We start from the raw sequence: 25,288 nt of genomic DNA on the forward strand, positions 1-25,288 counted from the left end.
CGACGGCATGTCCGCTCCCGACGAAGCCCCCGGCGAACCGTTCCGGTTGCTGATTCTCGACTGCGACGGCGTGCTCGTGGACAGCGAACGGATCGCCAACCGGGTGTTCGCCGAGATGCTCGGCGAGCTCGGCCTGACACTGCAGCTCAACGACATGTTCGAACACTTCGTCGGCCTGACGATGACGCAGTGCCTGGATCGGGTCGCGGACCTGCTGGGCAGGCCCGCGCCCCTGGGGTTCGTGGCCGCCTACGATCGGCGCACCCGTGATGCGCTGGAACACGAAGTCCAACCGGTCCCTGGCATCGTCGAAGCACTGGATCACATCACGCTGCCCTGCTGCGTGGCCTCCAACGGCGAACAGGCGAAGATGCGCATCTCCCTGGGTGCCACCGGCCTGTGGCCGCGATTCCGCGGTCGCACGTTCAGCGCCGAGGAGGTGCCGCGCCCGAAACCGGCGCCGGATGTCTACCTGCTCGCAGCCGAACGCAACGGCACCGATCCGGCCGACTGCCTGGTGGTCGAAGACACGCCGACGGGCATCGCCGCCGCCGCGGCGGCGGGCATGACCGTGTTCGGCTACGCCGCAAACATGCCGGCGCAGCGACTGCGCGCGGCCGGCGCGCACGCGGTGTTCGAAGACATGCGCGAACTGCCGGCGCGCATCGCGGCCGGAAGACCGAGGTCGTCTCAGGACGTCTCTTCGAGGTAGGTGTAGCCGGTCAGTCCGGCTTCCAGCGTGGCGCGCAGGGCCTCGGCCTCGTCACCCTCGATGCCGGCGGCCTGCAGCTTTTCCGCATACGTCGCGCGCAGGTCGTCCAGCGCGTAGCCGACATAGTCGAGCATCAGGTCGGCGGTGTCGCCGCGGCGCACGTGGTCGAAACGGAAGCCCTCACCATCGCAGCGCACATTGACCGCATCGGTGTCGCCGAACAGGTTGTGGATGTCGCCCAGGGTCTCCTGGTACGCACCGACCATGAAGATGCCCAGGCGGTAAGACTCGCCCTCGCGCACCTCATGCAGCGGCAGGCTCACGTCCACGCCCTCGGCGTCGACATAGGCGTCGATGCGGCCGTCGGAATCGCAGGTCATGTCGACCAGCACGCCACGTCGCGTCGGCGCTTCGTCCAGCCGCGCGATCGGCGCGATCGGGAACACCTGATCGATGGCCCACACATCGGGCACCGACTCGAACACGGAGAAGTTGCCGAAGTACTTGTCGACCAGCTTTTCGTCCAGCTCGTCCAACGCCTGCCGGTGCGCGCGCTCGCCGGGCATCAGGCGCGGACGCACCGCGCCGACGATGGCGTAATACAGGTCATCGAGGCGCGCGCGGTCGGCCAGGTCCAGCTGACCGAGCGCATACAGCGTCTGGCCCTCGGCGAGGTGATGCTGGGCCTCGTGGAACAGCTCCAGCGGCGGGCGCTCGTCGAGGGCCGCGTGCACATCGCGCAGGTGGCGCAGCACCGCCGGCTCATCCTCGCGCGGCGGATCGACGCGGCCTTCCGGCACGCGCTCGACCTCGCTGACGTTGACCACCAGCACGGCGTGATGCGCGGTCATCGCGCGGCCGGCCTCGGTGACCAGTCGCGGCTTGTTGATGCCCTCGGCGATACAGGCCTCGGCCAGCGGCTGCACCAGACTCGCCGCGTACTGCTCCATCGAGTAGTTGATCGAATTGAAGCTGCGCGAGCGCGTGCCCTCGTAGTCCACGCCCAGGCCGCCGCCGGCGTCCATGATGGTGATCGGCACCTGCCGCTTGCGCAGCTCGATGTAGTAGCGCACCGCCTCGCGCATGCCGGTGGCGATGTCGCGCACGTTGGAGATCTGCGAACCCATGTGGAAATGCAGCAGACGCAGGGTGTGCTTCAGACCCGCGTCCTCCAGCCGCTTGACCAGCGCCAGCAACTGGCGCGGACCGAGGCCGAACTTGCCCTTGTCGCCACCGGTGTTCTGCCACTTGCCGGCGCCGATCGAGGCCAGCCGCACGCGCACGCCGAGCAGCGGCTCGACGCCCAGCGCCTTCGATTCGGCGATCACGTAGTCGAGTTCGGACGGCTTCTCGATGACGATGTGCACGCGCAGGCCCATCTTGATGCCGATCAGCGCCAGACGGACGTACTCGCGGTCCTTGTAGCCGTTGCACACCACCAGACTGTCCGGTCGCGCCAGGCCCAGCACCGCCATCAGCTCCGGCTTGGAGCCGGCTTCCAGGCCGAAGCCCTTGTCGCCCACGCGCGCCAGCTCGCCGGCCACGCCGCGCTGCTGGTTGACCTTGATCGGGTACACGGCGGTGTAGCCGCCGGTGTATGCGTACGCTTCCATCGCCTGTTCGAAGGCGTTCTGCAGACGCTGCAGACGGTCGGCGAGAATGTCCGGGAAGCGCACCAGCAGCGGCATGCGCAACCCTTCGGCGCGCGCCTTCTCGACCACCTCGGGCAGCGATAACGTCGGCCCTTCGGCGCCCTGCGGACGCACCGTCACGGCGCCGCTGTCGGCAACATCGAAATAGCCCGCGCTCCAGTTCGGAATCGACCAGGTACGACGCGCGCGATCGATGTTCCAGTCCGTGCTCATCGTTGCCGTGCTCCGCGGAAAGCCTGAAACGACGTAGTGTAGTGCAGCATGTGCGGATACGGACAAGCCGCTACAATGTGCGGTCGATCCGCGTCCCCCATGACTTTCAAGGAACCGTCATGTCGCAACCCAGCTGGTTCACCGAGGCCCACGAGGCTTCCGGCTCGTCCATCGGTTTTCGCACCGAGGCGCTTCTGCACGCGGAGAAGACTCCGTTCCAGAGCATCGAGATCCACAAGACCACCGATTGGGGCAACCTGATGGTGATCGACGGCTGCGTCATGCTGACTTCGCGCGACAACTTCCTGTACCACGAGATGATGACGCATCCGGCGCTGTTCACGCATGCGCTGGCCAAGCGCGTGGTCATCATCGGCGGCGGCGACTGCGGCACGCTGCGCGAAGTGCTCAAGCACGAGGAAGTCGAGCACGTCACCCAGGTCGACATCGACGAACGCGTCACGCGCCTGGCCGAGGAATACTTCCCGGAGCTGTGCGACTCCAACGACGATCCGCGCGCCGAACTGCTGTTCGACGACGGCATCAAGTACATGGCCGAACGGGAGCCGGGCAGCGTGGACCTGGTGATCGTCGATTCCACCGATCCGGTCGGCCCGGCCGAAGGTCTGTTCAACGCCGACTTCTACGCCAGCTGCTTCAAGGCGCTGCGCCACGGCGGCCTACTGGTGCAGCAGTCCGAATCGCCGCTGGCGCACCTGGACCTGATCAAATCCATGCGTGGCGCGATGCGCACCGCCGGCTTCAATGCGCTGAAGACGCTGCCGTTCCCGCAGCCGTGCTACCCGACCGGCTGGTGGAGCTGCACCATGGCGCGCAAGGGCGGCGACCTGTCCGGCTTCCGCGAACGCGGCGCCGCGACCAAGACCTTCGCCACGCGCTACTACAACGTCGACATGCACAAGGCCGCGCTGGCGCAACCGGAATTCATGCGCCAGGCACTGGGCGAGTAAGATCGCCGGCGGCGTACGTCACGCCGCCGCGGTCAGAACAGCGTCTGCCGCTGCTTTGGCAGCAGCACGAGAACCAGGGTGGCGATCGGACCCAGCAGCAAGGACAGCAGAAACCAGCCCAGGCCGCTGCGATTCTTTCCTTGCGCCAGACCGGCATTGATCAACGCGAGCGTGCCCCAACCAACGAAATAAGGAGCGCCGTTGGAGGCCAGGTTCGCGAATTCATCCATTGCTGTTCTCCGCAATTTTGGAACATGGGTGCGTGCCGGCGTGCGTCGCGCATGCGCGAACCGACACAAGTGCCTCTCCGCACTCTAACAACGAAAACGTTACCGAGACGTTTGCGTACGGCCCGCGACTCAGCCGCTCTTCATGATCGGCGCGTAAGGTGAGGCGAATGCTCTCGCCAAGGAGAAGAACGCCATGACGTGGCGCACCGCTTTCACGTCCTTGCTCACCATCCTGTTCGGCCTGACCGTACTGCCCGCGCATGCGGAGAACGCTGCTGCACAACGTAAGGCGCGTGAGCAATTCCAGCATGACCTGGTGTCCGTGCTGGCTCTGCGGGCCGATCCGAAACCGCTGCTGGGCGCGGCCCTGCTGGCACGTGCCGGCGATATCGACCACGGCGGTCCGCTCGACTTCCATCATCTGATTACCCGCGCCGCCGCCCAGGATGCCGGGCCGGCCGCGAACTGGGTCCGCCTGAGCGACTGCGACGCCCAGGCCGACAACTGCCCCAACACCAAAGCCCTGGACGCATTGGTCAAGCAGGCGCCGGACAATGCCGCCGTGTGGCTGCTGCGCATGGGCCAAGCTGCACAAAACGGCGACGCCAAGGCCACCGAGGCCGCCTTGCAGAAGGCCGCCAACGCGAGCCAATACGACGATTACACCGGGCGCAGCCTGCAGGCGTTGGCGATCGCCGTGATGCAGCTGCCGCCGCCCCCGGCCACGCTGTCGGGCGAGGGCAGCCCGCGCGCGCAGGTCGCCGATCTGCAGATGACCCTGGTCTACGGCATCGGCGACGCCCAGCCCCTACCCGGCTTCCACTTGGCCGCGGCGCAGTGCCTGCCCAAGGTGGTCAAAGAGCAGCCGCAACGCCGCGCCACCTGCCTGAAGCTGGCCCACGTGCTGGTCTGGGGCAGCAGCCCGCTGGCCCGTTCGCTCGGACTGCACCTGCGATCGACGCTGTCCGAGGATGCCGCGGTACGCGCCCGAGCCGACGCCGCGATGCGCGACCTGACCTGGCAAGTGCGGCATTTCGGGCAGCTGGAGGCACAGGCCCGCACCCACCCCGAGTTGGCACAGCGCATGCTGATGCTGGCGCGACAGGGCGGCACCCAGATGAGCCTGATGCAAGCCACGCTGCACATGGCCGGCATTCCGCTCGAAGCCCCCGACGAGGCCTCGCCGCAACCGGCAGCGGCGGCCTCCAGCCCGGCCGTGGAAACGCCCTGACTTGCGCTGACGCCCGCGCCGTGTAGGCTTGTCGCACGTCACCGCGCGTCCGCGCGGCGGCCTTCCCTCGAGCTACGGGAGCAGTCGGCGATGCAGACGATACTTGTGGCAAGCAGCAAAGGCGGTTGCGGCAAGACCACACTGGCCACCAATCTGGCCGCCGCACGCGCGCAGAAGGGGCGCAACGTGGTCATCATCGACGCCGATCGCCAACACTCCAGCTACCACTGGTGCGCGCGCCGCGCCGAACACGAGCACCTGCCCGGCGTACTGGGCATGGACGGCTCGCCCAGCCAGACCTTCGATCGCCTGCCGCCGGACACCGAACTGGTCATCATCGACACCCCCGCCGGCATCACCGAATACCAGCTCACGCCCTGGCTCGAACGCGCCGATGCAGTGCTGGTGCCCGTGCTCCCGTCGGTCATCGATCTGGACGCCACCACCACATTTGTCGACATGCTGCACGCCATGCCACCGGTCAAACGTGGCAAAGTGCCCGTGGGTCTCGTCGGCAACCGGCTCAAGCCCTGGACACATGCCAGCCAGGACGCCGTGGCGCTGCTGCGCGACCTGCCCTTTCCGGTGGTCGGCGCGCTGCGCGACAGCCAGGCCTACGTTCTGTTGACCGGCCTGGGCAAGAGCATCTTCGACTACGCTTCCGAACACGTACGCCGGCATCAGGATGACTGGCGCAAGCCACTGCGATGGATCGCGCGCAACACTTAGCACGCCGGCCCCGCGCCGCCCGAACACCCGCTCGCTTGCCCCGGATCCTTCGCTCATGCATGACATCATTCTTCTGCGCCACGCCGCGGCCATGTCCTCGGCACCCGACGGCACCGACGGCGCACGCCCTCTCAGCACACTCGGCGAGAACGAAGCGCGCGCCGCCGGCCGCTGGTTGCGCGAACACAATGTGCAACCAGCCCGCGTACTGTGCTCCCCGGCCCAGCGCGCCCTGATGACCGCGCGCAACGTGCTCGACGTGCTGGGCAGCGACACCAGCCCGACCCTGGAACCGGCGATCTACGACGCCGTGCCCGGCACGCTGATCAACCTGATCGAACAGCACGCCACATCCGGCATCCTGGTGCTGGTCGGCCACAACCCGGCACTGGAACAACTGGTCGGTCTGCTGTGCGAGGGCCGTTCCAGCGAAGTCCGCGGCATGCCGCCGGCCGGGCTGGCCTGGCTGCGCGCCGACCTGCCGCTGGACCCGGGCGGCGCACAGCTGCACGCCTTCTGGTCGCCCTGAGCGGGCGCATCGCCGGCCCCAGCGCCATGTATGCGCGCGCGCTCAAGCGAAGCTCGCGATGTTTCGTCGCACTGGCGACGCTGTTCGCCTGCGCGACGCTTCAGGCCACCCCCGCCACCACACTGCACATCGATCGCGGTCGCTCGCACGCGGCATTCAGCGTGCGCCTGATCTGGTGGCAATCGGTGATCGGTCGATTCGATGACGTTCGCGGCCAGATTCGCATCGATCCGGTTCATCGCACCGCACGCGTCCAGGCGCGTATTCGTGCCGAAAGCGTCCGCGTGAAGCCCTCGCGTTATCGAAAGCGACTGCTCGGCAAGCATTTCTTCGATGCCGGAACCTATCCGGACATCACCTTCACCTCCGACCCCATACCGCTGGCGCAGCTGCATCGGGACCATGAACGCCTGAAGGGACAGATCACCCTGCATGGCGTGACGCGACCGATGACGCTTCGTCTGTACGACACGCAATGCCCGGGCCAGGGATTCGACCAGTGCACGCTGCATCTGCGCGGATGGCTCGATCGCACGCATTTCGGCATGCGCGCCTACCGCGCCTTCGTTTCCTCGCGGGTGAACCTGAGTCTGGTGATCCGTCTGCGGGCCGAACCTGAACCTTCACCGTCGCCGCCCGCGCCGCACGGGACGGACACCCGCTAGAATTGCCCGCATGACCAGCCGACTTCGATGCGCGTTGTCCCTGCTGGCGCTGATCATGTTGCTGCAGGGATGCGCAGTCTCGCGGGTGCATGTACGCCAGGCCGCCTCCATCATCCAGCAAAGCCAGCCCGCCAACGCGACACGTTGCCAGCGGGCAGACCACTGCGCCACGCCCTCGCCCCTGATGGCCGCGGCCGAGGATGCGCAGCACTACTCCACGGCCAAGCATCCCCAGCACGTCGTCACGCTGCTCAACAGCGGCGAAGCGGCCCTCGCCGCGCGCATCAACCTGATCCGCGCAGCGAAACGCAGCATCGACCTGCAGACCTACATCTGGGCGCCCGACGACAGCGGAAAACTGATGCTCGACGAGTTGGTGCGCGCGGCCCAGCGCGGCGTGCACGTGCGCATCATCGCCGACCAGCTGTTCTCGTTCTCCGATCCCTCCCAGCTGGCGCGGCTGGCGCGGGTCAATCCGAATTTCCAGCTGCGCCTGTACAACCCGACCTTCGCCAACGCCAAGACGCCGCCGCTGGAATTCGCCGCCGGCATCATGTGCTGCTTCTTCCAGTTCAACCAGCGCATGCACAACAAGGTGATGGTCGTCGACGGCACCATCGGCATCACCGGCGGGCGCAACATCGAGGATCGCTATTACGGCTGGGATCCGAAGTTCAACTACATCGACCGCGACGTCATGGTCGGCGGCCCCGCCGCGCGCGAGATGGCGACCAGCTTCCAGCATTTCTGGGTGCACAAGCGCACCAAGCGTCTGACCCAGCTGCGCGACGTCAATACCATCCTGCGCGAAACCGGCGTCAAACCGGTGCATTGGACGGAGCCCCGCTACGCGCACCCCGGGCGCGTCGCCGAAGTGCGCCGGCAGGCCGAGGACCCTCGCTGGCTGGGCCAGCACATCCTCGATCACACGCTTCGCGTGGGGCCGGTCGAGTTCTTCTCCGACTTCCCCGGCAAGACCGACAACCCGGGGCGCATGCGTTCACAGGAACTGACCGAACACATCATGCGCATGATCTCGCACGCCAAGCACCAGATCGTGCTGCAGACGCCGTACCTCGTGATGAGCAAGCAGGCGCGCCGGATCTTCCTGAAGCTGCATCGTGAGCAGCCGCGCCCGCGCGTGATCGTGTCGACCAATTCGCTGGCCTCGACCGACGCCTTCGCGGTCTATGCGATGTCCTACAAGCACCGCAAGCGCTACCTGAAGGACTACGGTTTCGAGATCTACGAACTGAAACCGCATCCGGCCGACATGCCGGTACTGACCCTGCCGGCCGCCGACGATCAATCCGCCCCGCCCTCCGCGCCGATCGCGCGCCAGGACATGCACCGCACTCGCCGCCGCAACAGCCCGGCGCCGCTGATCGAAACCCAGGGCATGCGCATCGGCCTGCATGCCAAGTCCATCGTCGTCGACGATGCGTTCGCGATGGTCGGCTCGCACAACTTCGATCCGCGCTCGGACCACTACAACACCGAGGCCGGGATCATCATCTACGACTCGCGCTTCGCCGAGCAGCTGAAGCGCTCGATTCTGCGCGAGACGCAGCCGAAGAACGCCTGGACCATCGCCCCGCGCCAACCCAAGGTGCCGGTGCTGACGTACATCAACCAGGCCATCGGCACCGTGTCCGAACACCTTCCGCTGTTCGATTTCTGGCCGTTCCGCTACGCCACCAGCTACGACATCGATCCGGGCTGCCGGCCGCTGACGCCATACGACCCGAAATTCTTCCAGTGCTACCACGCGGTCGGCGACTTCCCCGGCGTCGCGCTGCCATTCAAGACCATCTACACGCGCATGATCACCGCCTTCGGCGTCGGTCTCAGCGGGATTCTGTAGGCGACAAAGCGCCCGCTTCCGTTCAGCGCACGCCGGGATCGATGCGGAAGCGGATCGGCAGCACCGCTTCGCGACGCGCGTGCGGCGGCATGTCGAAGGTCCAGCGCCGTGCGGCGGCCAATGCGGCCTGATCCAGGCCGGCATCGCCGCTGGACTGCTGCACGTGCGCCTGCGTGACATGTCCCCGGGCATCCAGCATCACGCGCACGCGGACCAGACCCTCGCGATGCGTGCGCAGCGCAGCGATGGGGTAGTGCGGCGACGGCGTGTACGTGGGTCTCGGCTCGATGGCCTGTGCGCTCGCGACGGCCGCATCGGCACGTGCATCGCGCTTGGCCCGCTCGCGCGTCGATCGATGACGCCTGTGCACGGTCGGCAGCGGCTTCGTCGCGCGCATGCCCGGGTCCAGCGTCACACCGTCACTCAAGCGCTGCACGCTGCTGAGCAGCGCGGTCGCGCCGATGCTGAGCAACAGCACCAGCAGACTGAGTGCAAGGATGATGCGAAGGCGCGGCATGGAATCCGCTCCCGGATCAGGGACGCTCGAGGATGGCCGTCACGCCCATGCCGCCAGCCGTGCAGATCGAGATCAGGCCGCGGCCCGAACCCTTCTGTTCGAGCAGCTTGGCGAGCGTCGCGACGATGCGCGAGCCGGTGGCGGCGAACGGATGACCGACCGCCAGCGACGACCCGTGGACGTTGAGCTTGGCCGGATCGATCGAACCCAGCGGCTTGTCCAGGCCGAGGCGATCGCGGCAGTAACTTTCCGACTCCCACGCGCGCAGCGTGCACAGCACCTGCGCGGCGAAGGCCTCGTGGATCTCGTAGAAATCGAAGTCCTGCAGCGTCAGGCCAGCCTCGGCGAGCATGCGCGGCACCGCGATGGTCGGCGCCATCAGCAAGCCCTCACCGTGCACGAAATCGACCGCCGCGACGCGTGCGTGGGTCATGTACGCCTGCACCGTGTGCCCATGCGCGGAGGCCCAGTCGTCACTGGCCAGCAGCACGGCGGAAGCACCGTCGGAAAGGCCGGTGGAATTGCCCGCGGTCAGCGTGCCGTGGCCCGACGTGCGATCGAAGGCCGGTCGCAGCGAGGCGAGTTTCTCCAGGGTGGAATCCGGACGCAGGAAACCGTCGCGCTTCAGGCCGCGGAACGGCACCAGCAGATCGTCGAAGAAACCGGCCTCGTAGGCCGCCGCCAGTTTGCGATGGCTTTCCAGCGCCAGCTTGTCCTGGTCCTCGCGGCTGATGTTCCACTCGCGCGCCATCAGCTCGCAGTGGTCGCCCATCGACTTGCCGGTGCGCGGCTCGGCCACGCCCGGGAACGACGGCTTGAATTCACCGAAGGAGAACCCGCGGAACGCCGCCTTGATCTTGTCCATCGGCGTCTTCGCGCGGTTGATGCGCAGCAGACGCTTGCGCAGCCGATCGTTCAGCGCCACCGGCACATCGCTGGTGGTGTCGCTGCCGCCGGCAATGCCGGCCTCGATCTGGCCGGCGGCGATCTTGTTGCCGATCAGGATGGCGTTGTCCAGCGACGTACCGCAGGCGCGTGCCGTGGTGATGCCGGGCGTGGTCGGCGCCAGACCGGAACTCAGCACCGCCTCGCGCGCGATGTTCCAGTCCGAGGCGTGCTTGAGCACCGCGCCCATCGCCACTTCGCCCAATTCCTCGCCGTGCAGGCCGAAGCGCTCGACCAGCGCGCCGAGCACCTTCACCGACATGCCGAAATTGCCGACCTCCGCATACGCGGTGTTGTTGCGGCAGAAGGGAATGCGAACGCCACCGATGACGCCAACACGCTTTTGCATGATCTGTCCCGCTCCTGTGGGCCTCTTAAGGTAACGCGCGCGTGCCCATGGCGGAAGCCTGCGCGGTCACTGTATTCGCTCGCGGTACACTTGCGCTTTTGCGAGGCGAGTCCAGCGTGGACCACGACGACCTGATCAGCTGCCCCGGCGTGCTGGCGCTGGAATGCGCTCCCGGCACCCACCCTTCCCGCGTCCTGCTCGAACGCGATGAAATCGAGGTGCTGGCGGGATTCATCGCCGCCGACCTGGCCGGTCTGCTGCCGGACCTGACCGAGACGCGCCTGGCCGTCGCCGGCGCGCTGTTCGACGCCGCGCAATTGCTGCGCCCACAGTTTCCCGCCTACGCGACCCTGGATGAGCTCGCCGCACGCCTGCCGCGCGATCGCGGCGGCATCGTCGCCTTCGGCGCACGCGACGGCCGCATGCCGGCTCAGCCGCTGACGCCCGACCCGGTGCTCGCCGGCAGCCCGATGTTGTACCTCCCATGGACACTGCAAGCACCGCAGTCCATCGGCAAGGAACTGGGCGAGGCCATGGAAGTGGAACTGATCGGCCGCGGCGAAGCCGGTACGCGCACCGCCGATTTCCTCATGCGCACGCTCGACATGCAGCTCGAGCATGCACGCTATCTCAGCCGCCACGACCTGATGGCACTAACCTGCGTGCAGTACGAGCACGCCAACCTGGCCCCGCTCTGGAACGTGCTCGAAGCGGCCTTGCTGAGTCCGGCTTCACGCGAGGACACGGTGAGTGCGCGCGGTCTGCCCATGCGCTACGCCGACGGTACCGTGCAGATCGCATCGCCCCTGACGCAGCTGCGCGAACGCGCATCGGATGCCGACGACGATGTGCACACCCTGGCCGGATGGGTCTTCGAACTGCGCCAGTTCGCCGCCGTCCTGCAGGCGCACGCCGTGCCGATGCAACTGGACGGTAATGCCGACGATGCATCGACGCGGTTCCTCGACATCCACGCGCCGGCCGATCCCGCCCTGCCGCCCCCGGCGCTCTACACGCACCGCGCGCCGGGCCTCGGCGTCATCGCCGTCAGCGTCGCCCAGACCGACGGCGCACGCATGCATGTGCTCGCCAACGCACTCCTTCTCGGCGGCCGACTCGACGACCACCTTGCCGTGCTGGCCGCACGCTTCGACGCCGACGCCGCACCGCATGAACTGGAACGCGTGCACCTCGACGCCGATCGTCGACTGACTCCACCGCCCGCGCAACGCCTGCACTAAGCACGAACCCGGCGGCGCAGCCGCCGCCCTGACATAGCCGGATGTCCGAGTCGCCTTGCCCCGACCGAATGCGTATGATGCGCATTTGGGGAGGGCGTGATGCGACGCTTCGCGGGCATCACGACCTGATTGCGCTCGACCACTATATCTAAACTAGCCAGTATGGTATTTTGCCATGCCGGCTCTTGCTGCCTCAGGTTCTTGCCTTGACTCAGTCATCTGCTCGACTCAACGCCGCCGCACCCATTCTCCGCCGCGGCGGACTCGCGCTTCTGGTCGGCCTGGCCCTGGCCGGCTGCGCGGTCGGACCCAACTACAGTCGTCCGGATGCGCCGGCGGTCGACCGCTATACAGCCGGCAAGCTTCCGGCATCCACCGTGTCCGCCGATGCTGTCGATGGCGACGCCCAGCGCTTTCTGCAGGGCCGCGCCGTGCCGCAACGCTGGTGGACAGCCTTCGGCAACCCGGAACTGGACCGCCGCGTGCATCAGGCACTTGCTCACAGCCCCAGCATCGCCTCGGCGCGGGCGGCCCTGCGCCAGGCGCAGGAAAACGCGCGCGCCGCGGGCGGAGCGCGGTGGCCGGCCGTGGATGCCGGCGCTGGCGCGACACGGGAAAAACTGTCCGCTGCGCAATCCGGAACGGGTCGTGCCGTGGGGCCGTACACCCTGTACAACGCCTCGGTCAGCGTGGGCTACACGCTGGACCTGTTCGGCGGCGTGCGCCGCGGCATCGAGGCGCAGGAAGCCCTGAGCGACGTGCAGCGGGCACAACTGGATTCCACGTATCTGACCCTGGCCGGCAATGTCGTCACGGCCTCGCTGCTGGAAGCCTCGCTGCGCGAGCAGATCCGCGCCACCGAGCAGATCGTCAAGATGCAGCGCGACTCGCTCGACATCGCCGAGAAGCAGCGCAAAATCGGCGCCAAGTCGCTGTCCGATACGCTCGCGGTGCGTGCTCAGCTGGCCACGACCCAGGCCACGCTGCCGCCGCTGCGCGCGCGACTGGCCGCGACGCGCAACCGCCTTGCAACCTACCTCGGCGTGCCGCCCGCGCAACTGGAAGCGGTGCCGTTGACGCTGGACGCCGTGCGCCTGCCGCGGGACATCCCGGTCAGCCTGCCTTCAAAGCTGGTCGACCAGCGGCCGGACATCCAGGCCGCCTCTGCGCAGCTGCACGCGGCTTCGGCGCAGGTCGGCGTCGCCACCGCGGCGATGCTGCCGCAGATCACCCTGTCCGGCAGCGCCGGTTCGCAGACGCTCAGCGCCGGCGACCTGTTCTCGGCCGGCACCGGCGCATGGTCGGTGGGACTGAACCTGACCCAGCCGCTGTTCCACGGCGGTGAGCTGCTGCACAAGAAGCGTGCGGCGCAGGCCGGGCTGGACAAGGCCCGCGCCGACTGGCAGCAGACGGTGCTGGTTGCTTTCCAGAACGTCGCCGACGCCCTGCAGGCACTGCAGTTCGACGCGCAGACCCTGGCCGCGCAGGCGACCGCCGAGGAAGCCGCTTCGCAACGCCTGGCGCTGACCCGCCAGCAGTACCGCCTAGGCGCCACCGGCTATCTGGATCTGCTGGATGCCGAACGCAGTCTGCAACAAGCCCGCATCAACCTGATCCAGGCGCGCGCCGCGCGCCTCTCCGACACGGCCGCGCTGTACACCGCTCTCGGCGGTGGATGGCGCGGTGATGACCGCACGACCACCCCTGCCGCGGCGGCTACATCCGCCGCTCCGGCCGTTTCCAACTGAGGAGTTCGCGCATGCCCAAGCGCGCCGACAAGAAGAAGCCCAGTCTCGCCAAGCGCATGATCCTGATGATCGTGGGCGTCCTGGTACTGATTGCCGTGATCGCCGGCATCAAGACCCTGCTGGTGATGCGCATGATCAAAAGCATGCCCAAGCCGGCACCGATCACCGTCAGCACCATCAAGGCGGTGGACAAGACCTGGCAGCCCTCGCTGCAGGCGGTCGGCTCCCTGCGTGCCGCACGCGGCGCGGATCTGGCGATGGAAGAGTCCGGCCTGGTCACTGCAGTGAAGCTGCATTCCGGTCAGGACGTGAAGAAGGGCCAAGTGCTGCTGCAATTACGTGACGGCGACGAAGTGGCCAAGCTGCACCAGCTCGAAGCCAACGCCAAGCTCGCCGGCATCACCTTCGACCGCGCCCGCCAACAGCTGGCGGCCAAGGCCATCAGCAAGGCTGCGTACGACAGCGCCTCGGCCGACTACAAGGCCCGCCAGGCCGCCGTGCAGGAACAGAAGGTGGTGGTCGCCAAGAAGCAGCTGCGCGCGCCGTTCACCGGCCGCGCCGGCATCATCACCGTCAGCCCCGGCGACTTCGTCAACACCGGCACCACGCTGGTCACCGTGCAGCAGCTCGACCCGCTGTACGTGGACTTCAACGTGCCGCAGCGCGAACTGGGCCGTCTGCGCGTGGGCCAGGACGTGCACCTGCACGTCGACGCCTACGGCGACCGGGTGTTCGATGCCAAGCTCAGTGCGATCAACCCCAAGGTCGATACCAACACGCGCAACGTGAAAGTCGAAGCCACCGTGCCCAACCACGACAAGGCGCTGACGCCGGGCATGTTCGCCAAGGTACGCATCGACGTCGGCCAGAAGCAGGAGCGTCTGACGCTGCCGCAGGCCGCCATCGTCTACAACCCGTACGGCGACACGGTCTACGTGGTGCAGCCGGGCAAGGGCAAGGACGAGAACGGCAAGCCGAACCCGCCGACCGTGCAGCAGGCCTTCGTCACCACCGGCGAAACGCGTGGCGATCAGGTCGCGATCCTGAAGGGCATCAAGCCGCTGACCCAGGTCGTCACCAGCGGCCAGATCAAGCTCAAGAACGGCGCCTCGATCAAGATCGACAACCGCGTGCAGCCCGCCGACAGCCCGGACCCGACGCCGCAGGAGCACTGAGCGAACGCCATGAATTTCACCGACGTCTTCATCAAGAAGCCGGTCCTGGCGATCGTCGTCAGCCTGCTGATCCTGGTGCTCGGCATCAAGGCGGTCAGCAGCCTCACGGTGCGTCAGTACCCGAAAACCGAGAACGCCACGGTCACCGTCACCACCGCCTACTACGGCGCCGACGCGCAGACCATGGCGGGCTTCGTCACGCAACCGCTGGAACAGGCTATCTCGCAGGCGCAGGGCATCGACTACCTGTCCTCGTCCAGCACCCAGGGCGTGTCCACCATCACCGCCACGCTGCGCCTGAACTACGACGCCAACCGCGCGCTGACCGAGATCACCACGCAGGTGAACTCGGTCAAGAACCAGTTGCCGCCGCAGGCCCAGCAACCGGTGCTGACAGTACAGACCGGGCAGACCATCGATGCCATGTACATGGGCTTCTACAGCGATGTGCTGCCCACCAACAAGATCACCGACTACTTGGCACGCGTGGTCAAGCCGAAACTCGACGCCGTCGAGGGCGTGCAGACCGCCGAGCTGCTCGGCGCGCGCAAGTTCGCGTTGCGCGCCTGGCTTGATCCGGCCAAGATGGCCGCACGGGGCGTCACCGCCAGCGATGTGCAGCAAGCGCTGGCGGCCAACAACTACCTGGCCGCTGTCGGTTCCAGCAAGGGCCAGGCGGTCACCGTCGATCTGACCACCGACAGCAACCTGCACACAGTCGACGAGTTCAAGCATCTGGCCATCAAGCAGGTCGACGGCTCCATCGTGCGCCTGCAGGACATCGCCAAGGTCGAGCTCGGCTCGGAAAACTACAACTTCAACGTGGCCTTCAACGGCAAGCGCTCGGTGTTCATCGGCATCAAGGTCGCCCCGAACGCCAATGTTCTCGACGTTGCCAAGCGCGTGCGCGACACGTTCCCCGACATCCAGCAGCAGCTGCCGAACGGCCTGACCGGCGAGATCGTCTACGACGGCACCAAATTCGTGAACAGCTCCATCGATGAGGTCGTAAAGACGCTGATCGAGGCGCTGGTCATCGTCACCGTGGTCATCTTCCTGTTCCTGGGCAGCCTGCGCGCGGTCATCATTCCCGTGGTCGCGATCCCGCTGTCGCTGGTCGGCACGTTCTTCATGATGCTGGCTCTCGGGTACTCCATCAATCTGCTGACGCTGCTGGCTCTGGTGCTGGCGATCGGCCTGGTGGTCGACGACGCCATCATCGTGGTCGAGAACGTCGACCGACACATGAAGGAGGAGCACAAGACGCCACTGCAGTCGGCGCTGCTGGCCGCACGCGAGCTAGGCGGCCCGATCCTGGCGATGACCGTGGTGCTGATCGCGGTGTACGTGCCGATCGGTTTTCAGCAAGGCCTGACCGGCGCGCTGTTCACCGAGTTCGCCTTCACCCTGGCCGGCGCGGTGACGGTCTCGGCCGTGGTCGCGCTGACGCTGTCGCCGATGATGACCTCGCGCTTCTTCCACAGCGACCAGAAGGATGCTCGCCTGGCCCAGTTTATCGACCGCCAGTTCACACGCGTGCAGAACCGCTACCGTCGCATGCTGAGCAACGTGCTGACCACCAAGTCCGTGATCATCGTGATGTCGGTGCTGCTGCTGCTGGCGACGATCGCGCTGGGCATGACCGCGCAGTCGGAGCTGGCACCGGAAGAGGATCAGGGCGTCGTGCTCGGCCAGATCGTGGGCGCGCCCAATACCACCGCGCAGCAAATGAACGTGTACGCAGAGCAGATGTTCGAAGACGCCAAGACGCTGCCTGAGTACGACCAGATGTTCCAGCTGACCGGCGTTCCTACAGTCAACCAAGGCATCGGCGGCGTGCTGCTCAAGCCATGGGAACAGCGCGATCGCAGCGCCCACGAACTGCAACAGGTGTTGCAGCAGAAATGGAACAACATCGCCGGCGCACAGGTCGCAGCCTTCCAGTTCCCGGCCCTGCCCGGCGCGCAGGGCCTGCCGATCCAGGTCGTCATCACCACCACCGAACCGTTCCAGAACCTCAACGAGGTCGCCAGCAAGGTGCTCTCCGAGGCGCAGGCCAGCGGCAAGTTCTACTTCATCGACTCGGACCTGAAGGTCGACAAGCCGCAAAGCACGGTCAAGCTCGATCGCGACATGATCACCTCGCTGGGCCTGACCCAGCAGGACGTCGGTGCGGCCCTGGGTGCCGCGCTGGGCGGCGGTTACGTCAACTACTTCTCGATCTCCGGCCGCTCCTATCGCGTGATCCCGCAGGTGCTGCAGGTGGACCGCCTCAACCCGGACCAGGTGCTGGACTACTACATTCGTGCTCCGGACGGTTCGGTGATCCAGGCCTCGACGGTGGCCAAGGTCGCCAACGAAGTCGTGCCGCGCTCGCTGAATCACTTCCAGCAGCTCAACTCGGCGACGATCTCCGGCGTGTCCGGCATGTCGCAGGGCGAGGCACTGACCTACCTGCGCGACCTAGTGAAAAAAGTTGCGCCGACCGGCTACAACGTCGACTACTCCGGCCAGTCACGCCAGTTCATGAAGGAATCGGGCGGCTTTGCGGGCACGCTGTTCTTCGCCGTCATCATCGTGTTCCTGGCGCTGGCGGCGCAGTTCAACAGCCTGCGCGATCCGGTCGTGATCCTGGTGTCGGTGCCGCTGGCGCTGTTCGGCGCGCTGATCTTCGTCAACCTGTTCGCCAGCCTCAACATCTACACCGAGGTCGGACTGGTGACGCTGATGGGCCTGATCAGCAAGCACGGCATCCTGATGGTGGAGTTCGCCAACCAGTCGCAACTGGAGGGCATGTCCAAACGCGACGCCATCCTCCACGCCGCCTCGGTGCGTCTGCGCCCGATCCTGATGACCACCGCGGCCATGGTGCTCGGCGTGCTGCCGCTGGTCATCGCCACCGGCGCCGGCGCGGCGGGTCGCTTCAACATGGGTCTGGTGATCTCCACCGGCCTGGCCATCGGCACGCTCTTCACGCTGTTCGTGGTGCCGGCCTTCTACCTGCTGCTGTCGACCGATCACCACGCCGACAAGCAGGACGGCGATCCGCAGCGGCTGACGGCGGAAGCCTGATCCAGACGCCACTGCAGGAAGACGTGATCCACACGTCGCATAGAAAAGGGCGCGGTCATCCGCGCCCTTTTTCTTTCGTATCGCGATGAACTGCGGACCAGCCCCCAGCCTCCGCCTGGACGATGCCGCCCGACGCACTTTTCCACCCGCCCGCCGCTGGCGCTAGACTGGATGCCTGTCTTCTCAGGGGGAGGAAGGCCTCATGGATAACCCGCCGAAACGCTCGACCTTCGTGACCGTGGTCGCGTGGATCTTCATCATCCTCGCCGGCTTCGCCACCCTCATCGGCACACTGCAGAACATTCTGTTCGCGACCCTGATGAAAGGACCGGCCTTCGATCAGGCCATGCACGACATGCCGCACACCTCGCCCGTCATGCAGGCCATCTGGTCGCATTTCCAGCTGATTGCAGTCGTCATGCTGATCCTCGCCGTGATGAACCTGATCGCCTCCATCGGCCTGCTCAAGCGTCGCAACTGGGCACGTCTGCTGTTCATCGGGCTGCTCGGCGTCGGCATCGCATGGCAGCTGGCCGGCATGGTGCTGCAGCATTTCGCAATGGCATCGATGCAGACACAGTTCGCCGACGTGCCGAACATGCCCGACATGCATGCCTTCATGACCGGCATCTACGCGTTCGCCATCCTCCAGGGACTGGCGATCAGCGGCGTCTTCATCTGGATCATCCTGCGCCTGATTTCACCGCGCATCCGCGCCGAGTTCGCATCGTGAACCGACGCGATGCCGCCCATCGCATGGGCCGATTCCCTGTCACGCCCACGTTTTCAACGAAGAGGTCTCGTCCATCATGCTGCGCTTCCTGAGAAACATCCTGCTCGGCGCCGTGCTGGTCTATGTCCTGGCCTGGGGACTCGATGCCATCGGCCACTGGCTGCATGCATCCGGCCACGCGTCGAACGTGCCGCACGGCATCGGCGCGGGATTCATCTACCTGGCCTACCTGCTGCGCATGCCAGTGCGTCTGTTCGCTTCGCTGGCGCACTCCCACGCGCTGCACGTCAGCGCCACCGTGGCCGGCTATGTTCTGTGGGGCGTGATCCTCGCACTGATGGCGCGCGCGCAGACCGCCCAGCGGGCGCGTCGACGCCGCGCATCGCCGCCCAAGGACAGCACCTGACACAAGGACAAAGGCAGCAAGGACATGCCCAGCCCGACCATCGACACCCTCGACCGCATCGTCGCCTTTCTCAATCAGATTGGCATCGCCACCCGTGAGGGCGAGGTGCCAGCCGACGCCTTCCTGCCCGGCGTGCGCGTGCACGAAGGCGGGCTGATCTTCGATCGCGCCGCGCTGCGCTGGCCCGGCGACCTGCTGCACGAAGCCGGTCATCTGGCCGTCGCGCCGCCCGCCTTGCGCGCGCAACTCAGCGGCGACATCGAACTGCCCGCCGACATTCCGCACGCCTCGGAGATCGAGGCCACCGCCTGGGCCTGGGCCGCGCTGTGTCACCTGGGACTGGAACCGTCCGTACTTTTCCACGAGGGCGGCTACCACGGACGTTCGGAAGGACTGATCCGCACCTACTCACTGGGCGTGCATCCCGGTGCATTCGGACTGGCGCAGATCGGCCTGACCCACGCCGGCGCCGCGAACCCCTCTTCAGGTGTGCCGGCCTACCCGCACATGACGCAGTGGCTGCGGCAGGCCTGAACGCCTCGGTCGCAACCGCGCCTATACTGCTTTCCACACGCCACGCTCACGGGAGACACGCATGGCCACCGATGCCGATTTCATCGCCTACGTCCATGAGCAGACCGGCCTCGGCGAAGCCGTGCGCTACCGAAAGATGTTCGGCGAGTACGCGTTGTACCTGGACGACAAGGTGGTCGCGCTGGTGTGCGACAACCGCGTGTTCCTGAAGCCGACGGACGCGGCGCGCGAACTGATCGACGCCGTCGAGGAAGACGCGCCGTATCCGGGCGCGAAGCCGCACATCGTGCTGGATGAGTACCTCGACGACCGCGACACCCTGGCGCGCCTGCTGCGCGTCACCGCCGAAGCACTGCCGGCGCCAAAACCTCGCAAGAAGAAGGCCCGCGCGCGCAAGACGTCCTAGTCATCCGTTCCCGGCATGGCGGGCGCGTACCGGCTCAGCCGAACTCCACTTCGTACATGTGGTAATCGCAGCGCTGCATGCCCAGGCCTTCGTAGGTCTTCTGCGCACGGTGATTCTCGTGCTCGACGTACAGGCGCATGCCCACCGCGCCGGCCTCGCGCGCACGCTGCTCGACAGCGGCATACAGCGCGCGGAACACGCCGCTGCGGCGTGCAGACTCGACCACGTAGACGCTCTGGATCCAGAAGAAGTCGCCGTTGCGCCAGTCGCTCCATTCGTAGGTGACCAGCAGACTGCCGACCGGCTCGCCGTCCCGTTCGGCGATCAGGTAGAAGCCGCGGCGCGGTTCGTCCAGCACGCCGCGCACGCCAGCCGTCAGCACGGCGCGGTCGAGGGTCTTGTCTTCGGTTTCGGCGGCCATGGCCGCGTTCCAGGCGACCAGGTGGTCGAGGTCGTTGGGGGTGGCGGGGCGGATGGTGAGGTCGGTCACGGGGGTGCTTGTGTTTGTGAGGGGAAGGATCAAGCCTAGTATGTCGGCTGTGGCCTGCACAAAGTTCCTCTTCATCCTAAAAGCGGTTTCGTCCGGCTAACGCCGGCCGAGTCACTTCTATTGCTTGTCCAATAGAAGTAACCAAGACAAGGACACCCCAGCATCCGCGCCCTCCGGCCCTGCGGGCCTCCGGGTCCGCTCCGGGTTCCGGGGGTTCGCCGACAGCACATCCTGTGCTGACGACGAACTGGCGCACATCCCTGTGTGCCACCCTACGGGCCTGATCCTCCACCCTCCGCCGCTACCGAAGGGGAATGAAGAGCGCACCTTGGAACATCGCGTTATATTCACTGGCATTGTGATCACTGGCAGCTTCCGACCCATTGCGGTTGTTGGCGAGTCTCGCAGCGCGTCGCTTAAGGTGCGCCACGCGCCATCCCGCGTGCGCGGAGTCTAAGCCGTTCAATGACATGGGGTCTGTTACACCCGCTGATCCGGGGGTGTAACTCATACACCCGCGAATCCGCCGCATAACATCCCGCGGACTCGCGGCTGCGAGCGCCTCCATATCCAGGCTAAGTCACTGACTCCGTGTAGGACTTCGCCGATTGTTCGAGCCCACGACCGCCGGCATACTGGGCGCAACACCCCGTTTAGGGGGTCTAATTGGCGTTGGGCGCTATGAAGCGAAAGGCATCGTTGCTGTTGCTCCTTCTACCGAGCGTTGCGGTAGCGGAAGTCTCCGACAAGATGGCAACCATCCCGGAGGTGCTTGTTCAAGGCGCGGTCGCGGCTGCAATTGCCTTCGCCGTTTCGAGGTTCCGCTGGTGGCTCGTGTTTATTGCGGCCAGCTGGGCTCTTTTACTGGCTGTGGGTGCGTATGGGCTCTGGGAGGAAAAGCACATGAGAGAGGCGGTGCTTCATGAGCAAGGCATCAAGTATTTCGTTGCTCTCTCAGCCGAGTTTGGTTGTGTGGTCGCTAGCGGCGTGCTTGGGGCGTTTCTCAATAGGAGAGCTCGGCGCGCCCAACAAGGCGTTCAACGCGACGGCTTCGCCGCGCGTTAACTTGAGCGTCAGGCACCAATAGACCATGGCCGCGGACTTCTTCTTCGCTAATCCAACGTTCACCATTCAGCCGCTGAAGCCTGTCGCCGTATTCAAGTGGCGGCACATTGGCGATCCGGAGGTTCAGTACGCTATTGCCGTGGAAGAGCAGTATTTGAACTTCCACCTATACATGCTGAACAACCTCCGTCACACCAAGGCCGGCCAGCTGGCGCAGCCACCCTATGTGGCCGAGCTCGGGTTATCTGTCCGGGCGGGAGCAGTTAAGGCAGCGGTACTCGTTGCAGCATCAATCCTCGAGGCGGCACTTCGCGCACTTGCAGAGGCTCGCGGCTACCCGCTCAACGCAGACCAACGCCGCAGAACATTCGGGAACGTCATTCGCGCATGGGAGCAAGACGGTGCGCCGCGTGCCGAGGTAGCGGCTATCTGGCCAGACGTTAGGGCCGTGCATGAAGTGCGCAACTTTGTGCATCTCCACAAGGCTGCCCGCGACTCCGATGCCGAGTGGGGGAAGGTTCTTCAAAGCGAACAAGCACTCTTGCAAGGAGCACTAAATGCAATCGAGCATGTTGCGCAAATTGGTGCCTAACCCTGCAGTCGAGTGGACCTGCGCGAAACCCCGCGCAGGTCGCTCACTTCCACGTTGGGCCGCTTTGGAGGGACTGTGAAATCAAGCAGAGTGGACTTCTTCGCTAATGGACTGTGCGTCCACTGCCACCTAGTTAAGAATGAGCTCTCCACCTTCGGAGATTTCCACGAAACCACGGAGGCGTTCTGGCAGAGCGCAGATAAGGGGCTGCAGAGCGACATCGATACGATTCTCGCGAAGAATCCGGAGTCTGATCACAACGAGATAGTCGAGAGCTACGGATGGGAGATGCACTTAAATCAGTCGCGATATCCGGACCTTCATCGTAAGGCGCTGATAATCTCGATTTACGCTTACGTTGAGGACCAGCTCAACGGTCTGTGCCAGATACTCGAAGAGAGCTTGGAAGGGGCGATCAGCCTAAAGGATTTAGCGGGCCGGGGCACCGAACGGGCGTTTAAGTTTCTTTCCAAGGTTGCGTTGTTTAACCTTGGGGAGATTAAGACAATGGCCTTCGTCAAACATACGAATCTTCTCCGTAATGCGCTTGCTCACGAAGGAGGCCTGCTTCCAGGTCAGCCGAACCACCTTCTCAACAAACTCATTGCGGACAGCCCGGACTTGCATGGCGAGCCAGGAGATAAGGTGCGCATCGACAGTGACTTTGTACGGCGATTGATCGAGACGCTGGAGGCATTCTTCAGTGAGCTCGATACCCAGATTCAGGCGTTCATGAAGCGATTCGACGCCGCCCAACAACACGCTGCACCCGACGGCCCTCCCTCCGCGGCTTCGCCGCTCCGGCAGGGCCCGGGTGAGCGTGAGCGTTGATCCGGGCAAAAAAGGGGACGGAGGCAATTAAGCTGAGCCTTTCCCTCCTCGGTGTCCCGCCATGATGCTCGGCAACTCCTTCCGCCCGCTGTGGGTCGAGTACAAGCGCCCCTGGAAGCTGGGTTCGCTTCTTGCGGGCATCGGGTTGCTGATCGCGGGTTCGTTCTACTACCGGGCGCCGGACTGGGATGTTCCGATCAGCATCATCATGGCGGTGGTTACCTATCTCACCGCCCCATGGAGCCTGCGGGTGGTGGTGGAGCGGCGGTGGCGGTACCTGCCCTTGGCGATGTTCTTCACCTGGTTCAGCGTGGATGGTTGCTACTGGCTGTACTGGCGCGCCAGGGACCCGGTGGCGCTTGCGCTAATGCGGGATGCCAATTTCCCTGCGTCACTGTCCCTGTACGCCATGTGCGGCCTGATCTGGTACTACAACGGCAGCCTCAAGCAACTGCTCGCCGATGCCAGGACGTGGCTCAAAGAGAAGAAGTGACAGAGACGCCGAGCATCACGGCAAGAGCGCGGAACTCGTTCATATGTGCCGTAACGATATGACCTGCGACCCCCAACCCCTTCGGTAGCGGCGGAGGGTGGAGGATCAGGCCCGCAGGGTGGCGCACAGGGATGTGCGCCAGTTCGTCGTCAGGTCAGGATGACCTGTCGGCGAACCCCCGGAACCCGGAGCGGACTCGGAGGAGCGAAGCTCCGCAGAGCGCGGACGTTGGGGCGCCCTTCTTTGGTTCCTTTCTTGGGCGAACAAGAAAGGAACCCGGCCGGCGCCAGCCGGTCGGAACGCTCTTCAGAACCCCAACGACACGCCAAACACCAACCAGGCGTCAGGCGTCCTCGTCGGTAGCAAACCCCTCGCGCGTCCCCCGATGAATCACATCATCGGAATCGAGAACATCCCGCGCCCGAATCGAAGGCTGATTCGCCAACCGCGCATAGATCGGCGTGAAATCCGGCCGCGTCGCGTCGAACAGCTGCTCGAAGCTGTCGATGACGAAATAGGTCTGCTGGTAGGTATCGATGCGGTACTGCGCGCGCATGATGCGCTCCAGATCGAAGCCGATGCGGTTGGGCGCATCCGACTCCAGGCAGTAGATCGACTCGCCCTTGGAGCTGACGATGCCGGCGCCGTAGATGCGCAGGCCCGCGTCGGTGCGGATCAGGCCGAATTCGACCGTGTACCAGTACAGGCGCGTGAGGTTGAGCAGCGCTTCCTCGCTGATGCCGTGCGCCTTCAGCGCGCCGCGGCCGTAGGCTTCCATGTAGTCGGCGAAGACCGGGTTCATCAGCAACGGCACGTGACCGAACAGGTCGTGGAACAGGTCCGGCTCGGAGATGTAGTCGATCTGCTCGGGCTTGCGGATCCACCACGTGACCGGGAAACGGCGGTTGGCCAGGTGCTCGAAGAAGGTGTACTCGGGCAGCAGGCCTTCGACGCCGACTAGCTCCCAGCCGGTGGCTTCGCGCAGGATCGGGTTGAGTTCGCTGAACTTCGGAATCGCGTCGGCCGTCATCTGCAGCACGTTCTGGCTGTCCAGGAACTCCTGGCAGGCGCGACCGTCCAGCACCTCGCGCTGACGCGCGAACAGCTCGCCCCAGACGTGGTGGTCGACGCTGCTGTAGTCGTCCCACGGCTGCTCCACCACGCCGGTGGCGTAGACCGGGATGGTGCCGCGGTCGGTCTGCTGGTGTTCAACGCGTCGTGGGGTGTTCATGGCGTGACTCCGAATCAAACGTGTAGGCCGCCTATCAGCTTAGACAGATGCACGCGCAAGATGGTTGCCGAGTTGCGCCGAAAGCCCGAAAAAGCGCAATATTCTTTCAAGAAACTATCATTTTTGACGATTTTATGCCGAATCATGGCCATTGACCGCACAGATCGGCGCATCCTCGAAGTGCTGCAGCGCGAGGGGCGCATCACCAATGCCGAGCTGGCCGAGCAGGTCAGCCTGTCGGCCTCGGCCTGCCTGCGCCGGGTGCAGCGGCTGGAAGCCGCGGGGGTGATCGCCGGCTACGCCGCGCAGGTCGATCCGCAGGCGATCGGGCTGGGGCTGCAGGCCTTCGTCCGCGTGCAGTTGAAGCAGCACGACGGCGAGACCATCGAGCGCTTCGTGCAGCTGGTCAACGGCTGGGACGAAGTGGCCGCCTGCCACGCGCTGACCGGCGACATGGACTATCTGCTGCACATCCACGTGGCCGACCTGGAGCATTTTTCCCGCTTCCTGCTGGACCAGCTGCTCAATACCGCCGGCGTGGCCGACGTCAATTCCAGCTTTGTGCTGCGCACGGTCAAGCGCGCGGCATCGCTGCCGCTGACGCAGCTTCCGCACACGGCCTGACGCGCGCGATGCTGGCAGTGCACGCGGCCCCTCGCGTATC

At 65.6% G+C, this 25,288-nt stretch carries 26 protein-coding genes; 20 read left to right on the top strand and 6 right to left on the bottom strand.

The genetic code is table 11. The features are described 5' to 3' along the window. The first annotated feature begins 7 nt into the window (after positions 1 to 7). Positions 8 to 712 carry an HAD family phosphatase gene (locus tag BTJ49_RS10760; protein ID WP_113065416.1) on the top strand — a complete coding sequence of 235 codons (705 nt, stop codon included), beginning with the start codon at positions 8 to 10 and terminating at the stop codon, positions 710 to 712. Here BTJ49_RS10760 and speA read toward each other — a convergent pair. After that, positions 691 to 2,577 (bottom strand): biosynthetic arginine decarboxylase, encoded by a 1,887-nt coding sequence (speA, locus tag BTJ49_RS10765; RefSeq protein WP_113065417.1) that lies wholly within the window; start codon positions 2,575 to 2,577, stop codon positions 691 to 693. The genes BTJ49_RS10760 and speA overlap by 22 nt on opposite strands. A 119-nt stretch (positions 2,578 to 2,696) precedes the next feature. On the opposite strand from speA, the gene speE reads away from it, so the two are divergent. Beyond that, positions 2,697 to 3,548 carry a polyamine aminopropyltransferase gene (gene speE / locus BTJ49_RS10770; RefSeq protein ID WP_113065418.1) on the top strand — a complete coding sequence of 284 codons (852 nt, stop codon included), beginning with the start codon at positions 2,697 to 2,699 and terminating at the stop codon, positions 3,546 to 3,548. A gap of 32 nt (positions 3,549 to 3,580) precedes the next feature. On the opposite strand, the gene BTJ49_RS10775 is transcribed toward speE, so the two are convergent. Then, on the bottom strand, positions 3,581 to 3,778 hold the full coding sequence (locus BTJ49_RS10775; RefSeq protein WP_113065419.1) for an antitermination protein NusB: 198 nt from the start codon (positions 3,776 to 3,778) through the stop codon (positions 3,581 to 3,583). Positions 3,779 to 3,971: 193 nt separating this feature from the next. Here BTJ49_RS10775 and BTJ49_RS10780 point away from each other — a divergent pair, with 193 nt between their 5' ends. The 5 genes from BTJ49_RS10780 to BTJ49_RS10800 all read left to right on the top strand — a co-directional run bounded on the left by BTJ49_RS10780 (position 3,972) and on the right by BTJ49_RS10800 (position 8,796). Then, positions 3,972 to 5,009, top strand: a complete 1,038-nt coding sequence (locus BTJ49_RS10780) for a hypothetical protein (RefSeq protein WP_113065420.1) — start codon at positions 3,972 to 3,974, stop codon at positions 5,007 to 5,009. A gap of 90 nt (positions 5,010 to 5,099) precedes the next feature. Continuing rightward, positions 5,100 to 5,738: a ParA family protein gene (locus BTJ49_RS10785; RefSeq protein ID WP_113065421.1), complete on the top strand. Its 639-nt coding sequence runs from the start codon at positions 5,100 to 5,102 to the stop codon at positions 5,736 to 5,738. Between the two features lie 55 nt (positions 5,739 to 5,793). Beyond that, positions 5,794 to 6,267, top strand: coding sequence for a histidine phosphatase family protein (locus BTJ49_RS10790; protein ID WP_113065422.1), 474 nt, complete (start codon positions 5,794 to 5,796; stop codon positions 6,265 to 6,267). A gap of 26 nt (positions 6,268 to 6,293) precedes the next feature. Further along, on the top strand, positions 6,294 to 6,932 hold the full coding sequence (locus tag BTJ49_RS10795) for a YceI family protein (RefSeq protein ID WP_113065423.1): 639 nt from the start codon (positions 6,294 to 6,296) through the stop codon (positions 6,930 to 6,932). Between the two features lie 10 nt (positions 6,933 to 6,942). After that, positions 6,943 to 8,796, top strand: a complete 1,854-nt coding sequence (locus BTJ49_RS10800; RefSeq protein WP_113065424.1) for a phospholipase D family protein — start codon at positions 6,943 to 6,945, stop codon at positions 8,794 to 8,796. 22 nt (positions 8,797 to 8,818) lie between these two features. Here BTJ49_RS10800 and BTJ49_RS10805 read toward each other — a convergent pair whose 3' ends face one another. Together BTJ49_RS10805 and BTJ49_RS10810 are read right to left on the bottom strand one after the other, a co-directional pair. Beyond that, positions 8,819 to 9,313 carry an energy transducer TonB gene (locus BTJ49_RS10805; RefSeq protein WP_113065425.1) on the bottom strand — a complete coding sequence of 165 codons (495 nt, stop codon included), beginning with the start codon at positions 9,311 to 9,313 and terminating at the stop codon, positions 8,819 to 8,821. 16 nt (positions 9,314 to 9,329) lie between these two features. Beyond that, complete coding sequence (locus BTJ49_RS10810) at positions 9,330 to 10,607, bottom strand: acetyl-CoA C-acetyltransferase (protein ID WP_113065426.1); 1,278 nt, start codon at positions 10,605 to 10,607, stop codon at positions 9,330 to 9,332. A gap of 116 nt (positions 10,608 to 10,723) precedes the next feature. Between BTJ49_RS10810 and BTJ49_RS10815 the strand changes: the two genes are divergently transcribed. From BTJ49_RS10815 to BTJ49_RS10850, 8 genes are all read left to right on the top strand, one after another. Beyond that, the gene (locus tag BTJ49_RS10815) at positions 10,724 to 11,848 is read left to right on the top strand and encodes a hypothetical protein (protein ID WP_240601812.1); all 1,125 of its coding nucleotides are present in this window, start codon (positions 10,724 to 10,726) and stop codon (positions 11,846 to 11,848) included. A gap of 206 nt (positions 11,849 to 12,054) precedes the next feature. Next, on the top strand, positions 12,055 to 13,596 hold the full coding sequence (locus BTJ49_RS10820; RefSeq protein ID WP_113065427.1) for an efflux transporter outer membrane subunit: 1,542 nt from the start codon (positions 12,055 to 12,057) through the stop codon (positions 13,594 to 13,596). Positions 13,597 to 13,607: 11 nt separating this feature from the next. Next, positions 13,608 to 14,771, top strand: a complete 1,164-nt coding sequence (locus BTJ49_RS10825) for an efflux RND transporter periplasmic adaptor subunit (protein ID WP_113065428.1) — start codon at positions 13,608 to 13,610, stop codon at positions 14,769 to 14,771. Positions 14,772 to 14,780: 9 nt separating this feature from the next. Continuing rightward, positions 14,781 to 17,843 carry an efflux RND transporter permease subunit gene (locus tag BTJ49_RS10830; protein ID WP_113065429.1) on the top strand — a complete coding sequence of 1,021 codons (3,063 nt, stop codon included), beginning with the start codon at positions 14,781 to 14,783 and terminating at the stop codon, positions 17,841 to 17,843. 202 nt (positions 17,844 to 18,045) lie between these two features. After that, entirely contained in the window at positions 18,046 to 18,576 is a 531-nt protein-coding gene (locus BTJ49_RS10835; protein WP_113065430.1) for a DUF2127 domain-containing protein, read from the top strand. A 76-nt stretch (positions 18,577 to 18,652) separates the two neighbouring features. Next, entirely contained in the window at positions 18,653 to 18,982 is a 330-nt protein-coding gene (locus BTJ49_RS10840; RefSeq protein ID WP_113065431.1) for a hypothetical protein, read from the top strand. 24 nt (positions 18,983 to 19,006) lie between these two features. Then, complete coding sequence (locus tag BTJ49_RS10845) at positions 19,007 to 19,516, top strand: hypothetical protein (RefSeq protein ID WP_113065432.1); 510 nt, start codon at positions 19,007 to 19,009, stop codon at positions 19,514 to 19,516. 61 nt (positions 19,517 to 19,577) lie between these two features. Beyond that, positions 19,578 to 19,922 carry a TfoX/Sxy family protein gene (locus BTJ49_RS10850; RefSeq protein WP_113065433.1) on the top strand — a complete coding sequence of 115 codons (345 nt, stop codon included), beginning with the start codon at positions 19,578 to 19,580 and terminating at the stop codon, positions 19,920 to 19,922. 34 nt (positions 19,923 to 19,956) lie between these two features. Here BTJ49_RS10850 and BTJ49_RS10855 read toward each other — a convergent pair whose 3' ends face one another. After that, positions 19,957 to 20,412: a GNAT family N-acetyltransferase gene (locus tag BTJ49_RS10855; protein WP_240601813.1), complete on the bottom strand. Its 456-nt coding sequence runs from the start codon at positions 20,410 to 20,412 to the stop codon at positions 19,957 to 19,959. Positions 20,413 to 21,093: 681 nt separating this feature from the next. On the opposite strand from BTJ49_RS10855, the gene BTJ49_RS10860 reads away from it, so the two are divergent. The 4 genes from BTJ49_RS10860 (at position 21,094) to BTJ49_RS10875 (ending at position 23,393) form a co-directional block, all read left to right on the top strand. Beyond that, entirely contained in the window at positions 21,094 to 21,477 is a 384-nt protein-coding gene (locus BTJ49_RS10860; protein ID WP_113065435.1) for a hypothetical protein, read from the top strand. A gap of 25 nt (positions 21,478 to 21,502) precedes the next feature. Next, positions 21,503 to 22,069, top strand: a complete 567-nt coding sequence (locus tag BTJ49_RS10865; protein ID WP_113065436.1) for a hypothetical protein — start codon at positions 21,503 to 21,505, stop codon at positions 22,067 to 22,069. 75 nt (positions 22,070 to 22,144) lie between these two features. Beyond that, the gene (locus BTJ49_RS10870) at positions 22,145 to 22,900 is read left to right on the top strand and encodes a hypothetical protein (RefSeq protein WP_146742325.1); all 756 of its coding nucleotides are present in this window, start codon (positions 22,145 to 22,147) and stop codon (positions 22,898 to 22,900) included. A gap of 61 nt (positions 22,901 to 22,961) precedes the next feature. After that, the gene (locus BTJ49_RS10875) at positions 22,962 to 23,393 is read left to right on the top strand and encodes a hypothetical protein (RefSeq protein ID WP_113065438.1); all 432 of its coding nucleotides are present in this window, start codon (positions 22,962 to 22,964) and stop codon (positions 23,391 to 23,393) included. A gap of 343 nt (positions 23,394 to 23,736) precedes the next feature. On the opposite strand, the gene phhA is transcribed toward BTJ49_RS10875, so the two are convergent. Further along, complete coding sequence (phhA, locus tag BTJ49_RS10880; RefSeq protein WP_113065439.1) at positions 23,737 to 24,624, bottom strand: phenylalanine 4-monooxygenase; 888 nt, start codon at positions 24,622 to 24,624, stop codon at positions 23,737 to 23,739. A gap of 144 nt (positions 24,625 to 24,768) precedes the next feature. Here phhA and BTJ49_RS10885 point away from each other — a divergent pair, with 144 nt between their 5' ends. Continuing rightward, positions 24,769 to 25,248 carry an Lrp/AsnC family transcriptional regulator gene (locus BTJ49_RS10885; RefSeq protein ID WP_206098401.1) on the top strand — a complete coding sequence of 160 codons (480 nt, stop codon included), beginning with the start codon at positions 24,769 to 24,771 and terminating at the stop codon, positions 25,246 to 25,248. The last annotated feature ends 40 nt before the right edge of the window (positions 25,249 to 25,288 follow it).

Source organism: Oleiagrimonas sp. MCCC 1A03011 (assembly GCF_003267965.1).
GTDB lineage: Bacteria > Pseudomonadota > Gammaproteobacteria > Xanthomonadales > Rhodanobacteraceae > Oleiagrimonas > Oleiagrimonas citrea.